The 13,133-nt window shown below is 52.6% G+C and carries 17 protein-coding genes; 12 read left to right on the top strand and 5 right to left on the bottom strand.

Annotation, left to right across the window (positions count from 1 at the left end; translation table 11 throughout):
- Positions 1 to 370: 370 nt before the first annotated feature.
- From BLO50_RS20965 to BLO50_RS21760, 6 genes are all read left to right on the top strand, one after another.
- Positions 371 to 598 carry a hypothetical protein gene (locus BLO50_RS20965; RefSeq protein ID WP_090256225.1) on the top strand — a complete coding sequence of 76 codons (228 nt, stop codon included), beginning with the start codon at positions 371 to 373 and terminating at the stop codon, positions 596 to 598.
- A gap of 10 nt (positions 599 to 608) precedes the next feature.
- A complete protein-coding gene (locus BLO50_RS20960) occupies positions 609 to 1,208 on the top strand; it encodes a hypothetical protein (protein WP_090256224.1) in 600 nt (199 codons plus the stop codon).
- 49 nt (positions 1,209 to 1,257) lie between these two features.
- Complete coding sequence (locus BLO50_RS20955) at positions 1,258 to 1,521, top strand: hypothetical protein (protein ID WP_090256223.1); 264 nt, start codon at positions 1,258 to 1,260, stop codon at positions 1,519 to 1,521.
- A 165-nt stretch (positions 1,522 to 1,686) separates the two neighbouring features.
- Positions 1,687 to 2,037 (top strand): type II toxin-antitoxin system RelE/ParE family toxin, encoded by a 351-nt coding sequence (locus BLO50_RS20950; protein ID WP_090256228.1) that lies wholly within the window; start codon positions 1,687 to 1,689, stop codon positions 2,035 to 2,037.
- Positions 2,034 to 2,360, top strand: coding sequence for a helix-turn-helix domain-containing protein (locus BLO50_RS20945; RefSeq protein WP_090256222.1), 327 nt, complete (start codon positions 2,034 to 2,036; stop codon positions 2,358 to 2,360). Before BLO50_RS20950 ends, BLO50_RS20945 begins: the two co-directional genes overlap by 4 nt.
- A 211-nt stretch (positions 2,361 to 2,571) precedes the next feature.
- Entirely contained in the window at positions 2,572 to 2,799 is a 228-nt protein-coding gene (locus BLO50_RS21760) for a hypothetical protein (RefSeq protein WP_143003854.1), read from the top strand.
- Positions 2,800 to 2,869: 70 nt separating this feature from the next.
- Here the strand turns inward: BLO50_RS21760 and BLO50_RS20935 are convergent, their stop codons facing one another.
- The 5 genes from BLO50_RS20935 to BLO50_RS21755 form a co-directional block, all read right to left on the bottom strand.
- Positions 2,870 to 3,340: a hypothetical protein gene (locus BLO50_RS20935; protein ID WP_090256220.1), complete on the bottom strand. Its 471-nt coding sequence runs from the start codon at positions 3,338 to 3,340 to the stop codon at positions 2,870 to 2,872.
- Positions 3,341 to 3,420: 80 nt separating this feature from the next.
- Positions 3,421 to 3,717: a TrbM/KikA/MpfK family conjugal transfer protein gene (locus tag BLO50_RS20930; RefSeq protein WP_090256219.1), complete on the bottom strand. Its 297-nt coding sequence runs from the start codon at positions 3,715 to 3,717 to the stop codon at positions 3,421 to 3,423.
- 8 nt (positions 3,718 to 3,725) lie between these two features.
- Positions 3,726 to 4,298, bottom strand: a complete 573-nt coding sequence (locus BLO50_RS20925) for a hypothetical protein (protein ID WP_090256218.1) — start codon at positions 4,296 to 4,298, stop codon at positions 3,726 to 3,728.
- A gap of 6 nt (positions 4,299 to 4,304) precedes the next feature.
- Positions 4,305 to 5,009 (bottom strand): StbB family protein, encoded by a 705-nt coding sequence (gene stbB / locus BLO50_RS20920; RefSeq protein WP_090256217.1) that lies wholly within the window; start codon positions 5,007 to 5,009, stop codon positions 4,305 to 4,307.
- A gap of 4 nt (positions 5,010 to 5,013) precedes the next feature.
- The gene (locus BLO50_RS21755) at positions 5,014 to 5,463 is read right to left on the bottom strand and encodes a hypothetical protein (RefSeq protein WP_143003853.1); all 450 of its coding nucleotides are present in this window, start codon (positions 5,461 to 5,463) and stop codon (positions 5,014 to 5,016) included.
- A 329-nt stretch (positions 5,464 to 5,792) separates the two neighbouring features.
- On the opposite strand from BLO50_RS21755, the gene BLO50_RS20915 reads away from it, so the two are divergent.
- The 6 genes from BLO50_RS20915 to BLO50_RS20875 all read left to right on the top strand — a co-directional run bounded on the left by BLO50_RS20915 (position 5,793) and on the right by BLO50_RS20875 (position 13,075).
- On the top strand, positions 5,793 to 6,185 hold the full coding sequence (locus BLO50_RS20915; protein ID WP_090256216.1) for a plasmid mobilization protein: 393 nt from the start codon (positions 5,793 to 5,795) through the stop codon (positions 6,183 to 6,185).
- A 3-nt stretch (positions 6,186 to 6,188) separates the two neighbouring features.
- Positions 6,189 to 10,628 (top strand): LPD7 domain-containing protein, encoded by a 4,440-nt coding sequence (locus BLO50_RS21750; RefSeq protein WP_143003852.1) that lies wholly within the window; start codon positions 6,189 to 6,191, stop codon positions 10,626 to 10,628.
- Positions 10,629 to 10,721: 93 nt separating this feature from the next.
- Positions 10,722 to 11,030, top strand: a complete 309-nt coding sequence (locus BLO50_RS20890) for a hypothetical protein (protein WP_090256211.1) — start codon at positions 10,722 to 10,724, stop codon at positions 11,028 to 11,030.
- Positions 11,031 to 11,120: 90 nt separating this feature from the next.
- Positions 11,121 to 12,365 (top strand): zeta toxin family protein, encoded by a 1,245-nt coding sequence (locus tag BLO50_RS20885; protein WP_167354489.1) that lies wholly within the window; start codon positions 11,121 to 11,123, stop codon positions 12,363 to 12,365.
- 9 nt (positions 12,366 to 12,374) lie between these two features.
- The gene (locus BLO50_RS20880; RefSeq protein ID WP_090256209.1) at positions 12,375 to 12,752 is read left to right on the top strand and encodes a histone-like nucleoid-structuring protein, MvaT/MvaU family; all 378 of its coding nucleotides are present in this window, start codon (positions 12,375 to 12,377) and stop codon (positions 12,750 to 12,752) included.
- Entirely contained in the window at positions 12,752 to 13,075 is a 324-nt protein-coding gene (locus BLO50_RS20875) for a putative periplasmic lipoprotein (RefSeq protein WP_090256208.1), read from the top strand. The genes BLO50_RS20880 and BLO50_RS20875 overlap by 1 nt, the downstream gene beginning before the upstream one ends.
- Positions 13,076 to 13,133 lie beyond the last annotated feature (58 nt).

The raw sequence follows: 13,133 nt of genomic DNA, 5'->3' as shown, positions 1-13,133 counted from the left end.
GCCTGGCTGCGCTACGCATGCGGCTTCCGGTGCCCTCCCTTGATCGCGCCGGCCTTCCGGCTTCGCTGGGCCACGCAAACCCTCATCGCATTGGAACGGATCGCCTCCTAGCCCTGGAGTGTTTCGCTGTCCTGCAGGAGGCGGCGCGCTCGCGCGCGTGTTCATTGAAAAGCAAAGCACGCACCCCTAAACGCTTGGCCCAGATCGTCAAGAAGCATGCCAAAGCCGGGGCATCGAGGTGCAAAAAAGAATGCAGACGACAACCGAAAGCGGTTGACAACAGATAGGCAAAAGCCAGATAATACGCACCAAGGGAGGCAATAACGACCTTCCAGTTTCACCCCGTCAACGTAAGAAAAAGGCTCAAAACATGAAAACGAAAGAAGAAGGCAAAAAGGCCATGCGCAAGACCCTGGCCCCGCTCTCCCTGGTGCAATTGGTAGAGGCTTTCGAGCTGACCAGCAAGCAGAACGGCCCGGAAATTCCGGTAGTCCGCGAAGTGCTTATGGATGAACTGGAAGACCGCAATGTTCAGGCCTTTGAAGCCTGGATGGATAGCGTGACCGACTCCCCCCGTTCTTTCTTCCTGGCCGCTTGAGGTATCAACCATGCGAAATGCTACCAAGACAAAACTGACCCGCGCCGAGCTGATCCCGACCGGCTACACCGAAACCCTGCGCGATGATTCGTGCGGCCTGTTGGTGGTTACTTCCCCTGATGGGTTGAGCGCCAAAGGCTTTTCGGGCCGTTCTGTGAAGTCCGATTTTTTCTATAAGTTCGGCAGCAAGGACGCGCTAGAGGTTTACGTCAGCAAGTGGGCGAAGACCGTGCGCGATGAAGCGGCCCGCCGCCAGGCCGAGCGCGCAGAGCGCAACGCCCCGCACAGTTTGAAAGAGCGCGACGTTTTGGTCAGCAGTTGGGGTTATGAGCAAACCAACGTCGAGTTTTACGAGGTTGTCCGCGTAGTGGGGAAAAGCTCGGTAGAGCTGCGCCAGATCCGCGCCGACAAAAAGTCGGACGGTGCGCAGAGCATGACCGGCACTTGCCTGCCGTTACTTGGCGAGTACCTGGGCGAAGCCTTCCGCAAGAAAGCAGACAGCCGAGGCTATGTGAGGCTGTCCAGCTTCAACGGTGCGGCCCCTTTGGATTACACCGAGCTTGAGGGTGTGCGGATCTACAAACCGTCCCGCTGGTCGGCCTACGCATAAGGAGACGCGGCCGGGGCTAATAGCCCCGGCCCGCAGGGGAGGGGAGCCCATGAAAGGTGATTTCCGTTATCAGGTGGACGCAGAACAGCAGGCGCACCCCGTAGGGACGCGAGTTAAAGGGGTTTTTTACGGCGTGCAATATCGCGGCGTGGTTACAGCATCGACCCCGCACAGCAGGAGCCTGGCGCATATCCACCAAGTAAAGCTAGACCAGCCAATTGCCGTTTTTGGCGTTGTGCGGGAAAGAATTCACGTCCCAATTTGGGAGCCAGCGCCGAGCGGCCACACCATCGAGGCCGACCCAACGGGTTAAACGAATCGTAAGCCCTGGCTTATGTTGACGCACCGCAACGGCGGTTTTAGGGCGGTCAGGCAAGAGAGCCGACCGCCCTTTTTTTATCAAAAAAGGGCGGCCCAGCAGAGCGCGCCCCTTGCAATTTATACCAATATAGGTATAATTCTAGGCATGGAACAGAACATGAAACCACTTATCTGGGTAGGGTCGGCCAAGAGGGATTTGCAGGCCATGCCCGAGGATGTAAAGGACTCTTTCGGCTTTGCCTTGCACCTGGCGCAGGTAGGCCGAAAACATGCACATACAAAGCCGTTAAGGGGCTTTGGCGGGGCAGGGGTGTTAGAGGTTGTCGAGAACTCCAGCGGCGGCACTTACCGCGCCGTTTATACGGTGAAGTTTGGCGAATCGGTGTACGTCCTGCATTGCTTTCAGAAGAAATCAACGCAGGGTATCGCCACCCCGAAACCGGATATGGATGTTATCAACGAACGACTGAAAGCGGCAGAAATGCACGCCAAGGGTGAAAGGAAGTGATCGAGCTAGAGCAAGGCAGCGGCAACGTCTATGCAGACATTGGCGCGGCCGAACCGGATGAAATGATGGTCAAGGCCCAGCTTGTGGCCAAGCTGGCCGAAATCATCGAGGCCCGCCATTTTACAAATCAAGCCGAGGCGGCCGCCGTCATTGGCCTTACACAGCCGAAGCTTTCGAGCCTATTGCGCGGCAACTTCCGAGGCATCAGCGAAGCCAAGCTAATGGATTGCCTGCTGCGCCTTGGGCGAGACGTGCAAATCGTGGTCGGCCCAGCCAGGGCCAGGCCGGAGCCTGGCCGTTTGGCCGTGGTGATGGCCTCTTAGATTTTCGCGCCCGCGAAAATGCGGGCGACTACCAGGGAGAAAGGAAGCTATGCAGAGTGCAATGGTGAAAGGGGTTAAGGGGTTTTTGTTGGATGCTGGCGTAGCGCTTTTGCCGGCTGTTTTTGGCTGCCTGTTTGTGGTTGTGCTGGCGTTTTTTGTAGCGTCGGCTTTTGTCACCTCAGAGCTTTTATTCGGCTCCGGGGCCGACAGTATGCCGGCGCTGATCCGTTACGGTGCCCTATTCGTTACCTGTAGCCTGACCGCCCTCGGTATTTGGTGGCTGTGCAAGGTTGCGCCGGGCGCACTGGCAGAGCGTGGCCTACGCTGGCAGGCTGAGAAGGAGAGAGCGGCCAAAGCCAGCGAAGCGCGTAAGCGCCTCGCGGAGCGCGGCGCGTATGCAGATCCGGCCCGTAATGAGGCTGGGGGCGACCATAGCTAATGCGTTGACCACTGGTTGACGTGAAGCCACAAAAAAACCCGCTATCGCGGGTTTTTTTGTGCGCGCGGATCTAGCCGAAAAAGTGGCGGCGCACAGCGCCGGCTACTTCTGGTGACACCACGAACGGGGCGCGATCCATGCCCATGAACTTCATCATGGCCACCACCCTATGGCGGCCATCTGTGAGGCTTGCAGCCCCACAGCTAAAGCCCATTTCCGGGTGTTCAATCGAGCCTTCGCTAAGCTGCTGTTTAACACGGTGCCAGCGATAGGGGTTCAGATGAAACCGGCATTCAGGAAGCATTGTTTCTAGTGCCTGCTGTAATGGCAGTTCTATAACTTCAAATTCTTCGGCTACTGGTGCGCGAGTGAATACCAGGCGTTCGGCCGCTGGGAATTTAAAGACGCCGCAACCTGGCAGCAGGTCTAGGCTAGTCCAATCGTACCATTCATCACCTATAGCCAAATTGGCGTTAGCGAAGAAGCGGGCGACGAAGTAAGGGGAGACGCCTGGAGATTGCGGGGGGAGGGTGGTTGTCATATTGGTTCCAAACGTAAAAACCCCTGGCCGAGCATTTAGCTACGCTAAAGCTCGGCCAGGGGTTCGACAAACGTAGTGCGTCAGGGCTTGATGATCGAACCATACTTGGCCAGGATGCTGGCCTTGTCCGACGAGTTGCCAGATTCGCACTTGTCCAAATAGTCTTTCCGCGCCTTCAAGGTTTTGGACGGCGAAAATTTGTCTTTCTTGTATTTGATGATGCTGAAAAAGTCGTCAATGTGCTGCTTGCACATTCCGCCTTGCATCGCCATTTGATAGTTAGACAAGCACAACTCAGTGCCGCACGGATCTTTAGCCATGGCGCTGAAAGAGAGAGTCGCAACTACCAGACCCGCGAAAATCCTTGATTTCATCATAAAAAGTCCTATTTCCGGTTTTGTGGTGCCTTCTCAGCTTCTAGTTGCTTCATAAAAGCTTGCATATAAACGGCCTCTTTCTGTGAGGCGAGCTGCCAGCTAATAAGACTGCTGCAACCAATAGCAACAATGAACGCGAGGGGGATTATAACCTTTAGCCAGGTTGGAAAGCGCATGTTTCCGACTTCCTGTCGGATTTGTGACATACCTTCCGAAACTTCGCTGTACTGCGCGCGCAGGTTCTGGGCCGCTGCATTGTTCTGCCGTTCAAACTGCAGAACAAGCTTATCGACCTTCTCCGAGTTTTCGGCAAATGCCTTATCAATGGCTTGCTCAATGAAAACATGCAATTGGCCTTTAACAAACTCGACCCGCTCGCCGCCCGCCTCTTTGATTCCCTCGTTAATCAGATCGAGTGTTTCAATTAGGCCGGCCCGCAGCAAATCAAAATGCGAAGGCAGACCATCCTTTAGCTGCTGAATAAGTGGCCCGAGCTGATCCACGTCTTCTTTTATCTTGAGAACATCAGACGCTATTTCAGCAATAACAGCGTCTTTGAACATATCGGCAGCGCTACTCATTGTCGATTACTCAAAAGTTGCTTTGAATGCCTTGTCCAACTTGTCTTTAAGACCTGTTGCCAGGAATTTAAGTGCGCGCTTCTGGGAAATCGCAATCTTATCTTCTGGCGTAGTGGCTTCTTTCAGCAGTTTGTTGTAATCGGTTTCGTCTTCAAGGATTTTTTCTATCGACGTACCCAGGCCTGCCGCGCGGCTATAAAAATCGTTCTGATAGATCACCGCACCGGAGTTGATCGTAAATTTCTGTTCTGCAGCATGGTAAGCAAACAGAGCGTGAAATTCTTTTTCCAGATTAACGTCTTCATCTTCAACCATGTTGAAGACCAAACGGATTTTCTCAGGAGGTACGCCAATATCAGACAGTGCTTCAATAGTTGAAATAGTGTCTTTAATTTGCTTCGGTCGGGCGACCGTAGGGACTACGAAGTAGTCGAATATTTCATGCGATCCAGCGTATTGACCCATTAGGGTCATTATGTCCTGCACGTTGGAAGAACCAACGTCTACCACAGCGTTATCGAAAAGGGGGATGCCTTCGATAATTTGGCCGTACTCTTTACCTTTTAGGTTTTCTGCATCATCGCCTTCATGGGCGTTGATTGTCTCAATGCGGATAATTTCTGCATTGCCCATGCGTGGCGCGATCATGTTGTCAGTAGTAGTAGATTTCCCAGAGTTGCCGGAAAAATTAATAGTCATTACATATGGCATATGTTTATTCCTTTCGTTTGTGATGTTGACGGAGTAGCGGGTTATTCGTTGCCGAACTTGTGTAAGTCTCGGCTTTTTGATCCCTCGCTTCCTTGGGGGTTTGAGATTGCGTTTCAGCATTGCCAGATTGTACCGGCAATATTGCCGGTTTGGTTGTGGATGAAACGATTTGTTGCGTACTAGATTTGGTTTGAGCGCTTGGAGCTGGGCCAGCTCCTGGCGCAATTCCCTGGGCTTTCATTCTGCGGCGGACAACAGAAAGCGCTTCCCGCAAGTATCTTAAAGTTACCGTTGAACCTGCAAGGTTCATTGCGTCACATATTGCAGAAAGTGGGATGCTTAGTTTCCTGGCGGCCTCAATTTCTATGTACAGCACAGAAACCTGAGCTGTTATAGGTAGTTCGGCAAATCCCTTGATTTGCTTTCCCGCTTCGGTGATTTGCTCCAATACCACTTTTACGCCCCTTATTGGCCTGCTGGAGCAGGATATTGGCCGCCCTGGAGCCAGTCAACCGCTAATCCTGACAAATGCCATGCAAAGGCCTGACAAACGCCTGACAACGCGCCAAATCCAGTCAAAAACCTGACAAACGGCCTGCAATGTCCTGACAAATTGCCTGCATTCACATGACACGGCCAAGCCAGGGCAAAAAGCAAATCTAGAGCTTTAAGGCACAGGCACGCTATGGATGTATACACTTTCGCTACGCTCAAGGTGTATAATCCCGTGCCAAAGGGGGAGCCCCTTTGAAACCCCAATAGCAGCCTCTACGAGTCTAAAAGATGGAAGCCGACAAGCAGAGCAAACAGCAACAGCGCGAGCGTAAGCCGCGCGAGAAGTCGATTGTTATCTCTTTTCGCCTGTCAGAGTCCGCCTATGCGCCATATAAAGAGCCTGTAGAAAAAAGCGGGCTGGCTAGGTCGGAATTCTTCCGGCAACTTTTCAGCGACAATACAAGTAAAGTTGTTGTTACTGAAAAAAAGACCGCCACAGAAGATTATAACCAATATTTGCACTTGGTTAATAAAATATCTAACAATATTAACCAGCTTGCGCGCCTTCTTAATGGCGCTGAGAAGTCGGGCAATGTTACGGCGCAGCAATATTTAACAGGTTTGAATAACTTGAACAGTATCCGCCTGCTATTGAATGCAAAACTTGGTAATAAGGAATAATCCTTGATTATTCGATATGGGGGCGGGAATAGCGGCATTGCCGAATACCTTGAGCTGGGCCGCAAGGTAGACCGGCACTTTACCAGGGATGAACTGGACAGGCGTATACCCATCGAAGGTGACTTGGCCGTCACTCAGGCTGTATATGAGTCGATCAACGACGAAGGCCAAGATAGGTATTTGCATATAAGCCTGTCTTTTAATGAGCCAAACGTCACCGAGGACGAGATTAAGGACGTTTTCCAGCAGTACAAAAAGGAACTAATGAGCGCCTATGGTGAAGACGAGTTCAATGTGTACGCTGAAATACACTGGCCGAAGATTAAGGAAGCCTATAACCATAACACCGAGGAAATGGAGCCTCGGTATCCTCATGTACACGTTGTTATCCCTAAGAAGAACCTGCTTACTGGTGGCTATTTCAACCCGGTAGGCATGCACGAAAAGAGCGAAAAGTATTTTGATGCTATTCAAGAGAAGCTCAATCGTGACAATGGTTTGTCATCGCCTAGAAATAGCCCTCGCGTTGGAACAAATCATTATGAGTCGGCCCTCGGCAAATACAAAGACAAGGAATTTCGCTCAAAAAACGGCGAGCTAAAGCGCGATATATTCAATGCGCTAGTGGCCCGCGATATTCGTAGCGAGAAATCATTCAAAGATTTGCTGGCTGAATATGGCGAAGTGCGCGTAAGGAATCAGGGCAAAGAAAATCAATACTTTGCTGTCAAAATTCCGGGCGATCAGAAGTTTACAAACCTCAAAGCAAACATTTTCGGGCGATCCTTTCTTGAGGATCGAGCGCTTGTTATTGATCCAATCACAGACGCCCAGGTTGCTGGCCGTGTCGAAACATGGCGCACTATTCAAAGCAAAGAAATTAAGTACATAAGTAACGCTTCTGCAAAAGTCAAAGACGCCTATAAAGGGCTTTCTTTGCCCGAGCGAAGAAACTTTTTAGCCCAAAGAGAAAAGGATTATGACCAAACCTACAGAAGACAAGAAGCCACCAGCACTAACAAAAGATCCGGTTTACCCGGCTTGCCAGAGGGAAATTACAAGCCCGGTAATTTTGAACTTGCCGGAAGATTCGCGCCCGAAGGAACGAGTTATTTGCATGAGTTGCGAGCAAGCAACGTGGATCACTTCCGTTCGGAAGGGAACCCAGCAGATAGATTGTTTTTGCAGGGTGATGCGGACAATGACCTACAGCACGTTCAATCCGATGGAGGTATTGGATTGCGACGTGATTTATATGCTGGAGGCGGCCAAGGAAGCGGAGGGCTAACCCTTGAGGATTCCAGCAAGGATTCTAGTGTGCTGGCATCACTGTTAGCAGCAGAAAAGGAGAAAGAGCAACAGAAAGCAGAACTGCAGATGTATGCAGAAATTCGTAAGGGGCTTGATGCTGGTCATCTGCTGGCTTACGCGCAAATCAAATTTGGCGTAGATCCTACGCAGCACCCTATATCGCGTGCGAAGGATGGAAGCGCCAGAATTAAGGTAGGAAAGTACAATTATAACGTCTCGGACTTTTTGACAAAGCATATTGGCTTGGAGTGGTCGGAAGCGTCGGAGCTGTTGAAGTCTCTTTATGAGAAGCAGCAAGCGGGTGTAATTGATAAGCCGAAATCTAAAGTCGCGCATATTGATGATTGGCGCAAATTTAGGGACGAGGTATATCCGAATAATATAAGGACTTATGACGAACTCAAAAACCAGATCAAGGTTAGCTATTCGCTTGGGTTGAAGGCAATCAACGCGGAGTATTTTGCGCGTAGTAAGTCCATCACAAAAGACGAAACATTAACGCGCTCTGATAAACATTATTTCCGGTCAATTGTTATACTGGAGAAATTGCAGAAAGTTGAATCTCTGCAGCAGCGAGTTAATGAGCAGAACACTTTGAAGAACAGAGTTAAGTATCCTTACTCAACTCTCTTTTATGACTTTGCAACGAAGAACGAGGAAATGAATATGAAAATTCTGGATACCCTCAAGCGCCGGTATCAAACCCCGGAGCTGGATAGCGAAAACACCATTGGAGCGCGTGGCCCGCTCACGCCGAAGCACATGCCTGACGGTGCGGAAGCTGCGAAGCGAGCGCGGTTAATCGCAAAACTTCACACCCAGGAGCGTGAGGCGAAGGAATTGAAGATCAAGCTGGCTGATCTTCGCCCGCGCCCGTTGGCCAACAACGCTGTTGCTTTCTGCCACAAAGACCACGGCAAACAGATTTTTGTAAACCATCCTGACCGGCTGGAAATGAACCGCGTTACCGATCCTGATGAAGTCGGCGTAGGCCTGATTTTCGCTGTCGAGCGTTTTGGCAATCCCCTGGAGGTAAACGGTACAGCTCAATTCAAGGAGCAGATTATTGCCGTTGCAGCCGAGCGGGATATGGACATTACCTTTACAGATGAAGCCATGAACAAGGCGCTAGAAGCCAAGCGTCTGGAGCTGGGCCTGGAGCCGCTGGCCGGCAACACCATCACCGTTCCAGAGCTGGCCATGGACAAAGCCTTGCCGCTTGAACAGGCGGCAGACAAAGCGCTGCTGGCGTCCAAGGTGGCAGAGCTGGAGGCTGTCAACGCTGCTTATTACTCAGCGCCTGCAGACCTGGCCGAGCGCGAAGTTCTGGAGGGCATGCTTTCGGATGCGGAGCAGCGCCGCGAAGAATTGCAGTCCGGGTTTGTTGATGACGCACGCATTGAACAAATAGCGCAGGAAGACATTGCGGCCTTTGCCTACATGGAGGGCAAACCTGAGCAGCAAGAGCTTGCCATTGGGATGAATGACGCAATGGAGAACGGAACCTACAGCGCGTACATGGAGCAGAACGGCCCTGCAGAACTGAAACTAACCATCGACGCCGCCCAGGTCATTCAGGCTGAGAAAGTGGCGGCGAAGGAGGCGCGGAAAGAAGCAGACATGGCGGCTATCGAGTCACCGGCGCTGCGCTTTGAAATAGCCAACCCATTGACCGACGCTACCCACGTCTACAAGACCGAGGCAGACGCCCAGGCAGGCGCTGCAGAGCTGGGCAGCTCGCGTTATACCGCCATCATGGCGGACGCTACAAAGATCAACATGGTTCAGCATCAGGGCCAGTGGGCTAGCGAAACCACTGTTCTGGAGGCCGCAGCAGCAGCACGCAAAGAACTGGAGCAAGCAATTGGACAGGCATCCCCTGCCCCTGCCCTCACGCCGGAAGAACGCGAGCAGATGAACAAGGCTCGCGCAGATATGGGCATGGAACCGCTTGAAGACTCTGTGCCTGCAGATCCGCAGCCTTCTACCATCGAGCCGCTGCAGTTCACCAATGACGGCCAGCCGGCCACCATCGACCTAAACCGCTTCCAGCAGGCCGAGCCGCCGAGCATCGAGCGCCTGCAGGCCGAGGTTGCAGGTTATGGCCAAGCCGAACAGGAGGCGCGCGCCGCCCTGGAGAGCCTGGAGCGCGAGCGCGACAGCTTCGGAGAGGATCGCAACGAGGTAGACAGCACCGCCCTGGATGAACGCATTACGGAGGCCAGGGATAGCCTGGAGGGCTTTAGCCAGCTCAAGGCAAAGTCGGAGCAGGAGCTAGAGGCAATGCAGCAGGCCGCGCCTGCAGATCCGCAGCCTGCAACCGTGGAGCCGCTGCAGTTCACCAATGACGGCCAGCCGGCCACCATCGACCTAAACCGCTTCCAGCAGGCCGAGCCGCCGAGCATCGAGCGCCTGCAGGCCGAGGTTGCAGGTTATGGCCAAGCCGAACAGGAGGCGCGCGCCACCCTGGAGAACCTGGAGCGCGAGCGCGATAGCTTCGGAGAGGATCGCAACGAGGTAGACAGCACCGCCCTGGATGAACGCATTACGGAGGCCAGGGATAGCCTGGAGGGCTTTAGCCAGCTCAAGGCAAAGTCGGAGCAGGAGCTTTACCAGATCGCCCCGGAACTGCGCCCGGAGCCAGTACGCGAAACCATCGAGCCGCTGCAGTTCACGCACAACGGCGAGCCGGCAACCCTCGACCTCAACCGCTTTGCAGCTCAATCCCCTGCCCTGGCCCCGGCCGTCGCTGCCAAGGTGGAAGAATTGCAGGCAATCAACAAGGCGTTTGCAGCGCCGGGTCGTGAGTCCGTAGTGGATGATATTGTTCGCAAGGGCACGCTGGTTGACGCAACGATGCGCCATGAGTGGGTCAAGACCACGCCAACGGGCGGGGATGAAATCAGGGAGATAGCCAAGAAGGATTTGGCCACATTTGCCGAGCTTGACGGTGTTCCTGAACAGCAAGAGCTGGCCCGTTCCATGGGGCAGATGATGGAGCATCCTGATTACCGTGATTACATGGCCGAGCATGCGCCGGAAAGTGTGGGTGTGACGATTGAGGCTTCTCATGTAGTGGAGCAGTCCGAGCCCACCCAGGAGAAAGCAGCAGATCGAGATATGGAGCTTTAACTATGCCAGGCAATTGGCAACCTTATATGGTTGACAATTGCCTGTATATGCTAGAGTATGTATGTGAAGTCACGGATTGTTATGGAGAGCAACATGACCACAACCAAACGCTTGGCCCGGTACGAGACAGCACAGGAAATGCTGGGTTTCTTGATTGCCTCCTATACAACTGAGATCCACGCGGAGCGCCAAAAGGACTCGGTTGACGCCTCGAAAATTGCGGAACTGCAGGCAGAGAAACAACGCCTCGGGGAACTGGAGGAAGGATTGACGCTGAAAGATCCCGATGGCATCGAGCAGGTGATTGAGACTTACGGCCCGAAGGTTCGCGCGATGTTCGCCAGTGGCAAGAGTGTTGCGGCCGAAGGTGTTGCGCCGGTAGCCTTGGGCGCTTCCGCCTAAACATATCCGCGATTGAATAAAGGGCGCTTAATGCGCCCTTTTTATTTTTCGCGGGCGCGAAAATTACCAATTCAGCAGGGAAAGCCAGGCATGAATAACCCTTACCAGCTCAGCCCGGACGAGCATGAGACTTACTACCGAGAAATCGAAGCGGAGTATTTGCCTAAGAGTTTGCCGCGTGAGCAGCCCGTGGCAATTATCACTGGTGGCCAACCTGGCGCGGGTAAGTCCGGTATCACTGACGAGGCTAAGGCAGAACTTGCCAAGGCGGGCGGATACGTCCTGATCGACGCCGATAAGCTGCGCAAGCACTCACCACAGTACAAGCCGGCCATGCTGGCTGATGATCGTTTGGCCGCAAACAGAACACATCCAGACGCGGGCGCTTGGGCTAGCCGCCTCACGGTAGCGGCCGCCGAGGGCCGTAGAAATCTAATCATCGACCAAACGTCGAAAGATCCGAAGGCAGTCGAAGACCTGGCAGGCCGGCTCAAGCAGGCGGGGTACAAAATAGAACTTAGGGTCATGAGCGTTAGTGAAACGGTCAGTCAGCTAAGGATCGCGTCCCGCTATGAGACGATGAAAGCCGAGTCCGGCTTTGGCAGATATTCCACGCGCGATAACCACGACCTGGCATATGCCGGCGTTGCCCAAACCGTTGCTAGGGTCGAGCAGAACAAAAGTGTTGATGCAATCAGGATCTACGACAAAAACCATATACCGATAAAGGAAAACGTCCTGCAGGACGGTGAATGGCTTCACCAGGCCGATGCAGCGGAGCGGATGCACGCAGAGCGGAACCGGCCGCTGACCCTGGAAGAACGCCGCGAGGTAGCAGCGGGGTATGACGAGCTGGCCGTAATGATCGAGGCACCGGAGCGCGCCGCTACTCCCGCAGAGAAAGCAGAAATCAATGAGCTGAGAACAGCAGCACACGACAGCCTTAACTTGGTATCAAGGAAGGTTGCCGAGTTTGAAGAAATCAAGCAGGCATATCAGAATGAAGAACCTGGCATAGGCAGTATCGTTCGCCAGGGAACTCTTATAGATGCGGAGTTGCGCCACGAAGAATTTTCGGCGCGTAATTTATCTGCCGAGCAGATCAAAGAGATTGCAAAAAAAGATATTGAAGATTATTCGTACCTGCAGGGAAAGCCCGAACAGCAGAAGCTTGCTGTTTTGATGGGCGGGATGATGGGGAACGAGCATTACAGTTCCCATATTAAAGAAAATACGCCGCCTGATTTAGATGCTGCACTTGAAGCTGCCAATGTCTACGAACAACAAAACACTAACGAAATTTCTTTATCTGGTGATAGAGATATGGAACTTTAAAGGCAACCTATGACCAAACTACTTATCCAGCATCGCGCGATTGAAGCACAGCTAAAGTCGCTTAGTTCTGAGCTGGAAGCTATCGAAGGCAACCCGGCTTATCAGAAGGAATTGGCTTTTTCCAATGCGCTGGAAAGCCTGATGAAAGAGTACGGTAAGGGTATGCGGGATATAATTCTGATCCTTGACCCGGACGCCAGAGAGGCAGACCCAGCAAGGCCTGCAAGGGGGCCAGCGCCAGGTACGCCGCGCAAGGTAGTAAAATATTTGAACCCGCACACAAATGAACATTTAGAAACAGCAAGCGGCAACAACAAAGTTCTAAAGCAGTGGAAAGAGCAGTATCCTGGCGAAAATATCAAGGAATGGATTGTAGGAGACGAATGATGAAAAAAATCCTGATTGCAATGATGGCGTGCGTTGCTCTGGCGGGCTGCAAAGATGAAGGTGGTGATTTTGTCGGCGTATGGAAAACTAACGACAAAATGGCAGAAACAATTACCGTTACCAAAGTAGACGGTGGCTATCGCGCTATCTCCAAACTCGGCAACGAAGATATGAGCTTCATGGATATGGAAGTTAAGCTTGTAGCCGAATCGGATACCCTTCTTATCCGCGAAGCTGATAAGAAAAAAGGGCTGGAGCTGGCTGATGGCAAAGTAACAAGTCACCTGCGCAATGCGAGCAAGACCTTCACTAAGGTCAATTAAACCGCTTAATTTTCGCGGCCGCGAAAAAACCGCCTACCAGGGCGGTTTTTTTATGCCT

Origin of the sequence: Pseudomonas peli (genome assembly GCF_900099645.1) — a bacterium.
Classification (GTDB): Bacteria; Pseudomonadota; Gammaproteobacteria; order Pseudomonadales; family Pseudomonadaceae; genus Aquipseudomonas; species Aquipseudomonas peli.
This window is presented reverse-complemented; position numbering and strand designations above follow the sequence as displayed.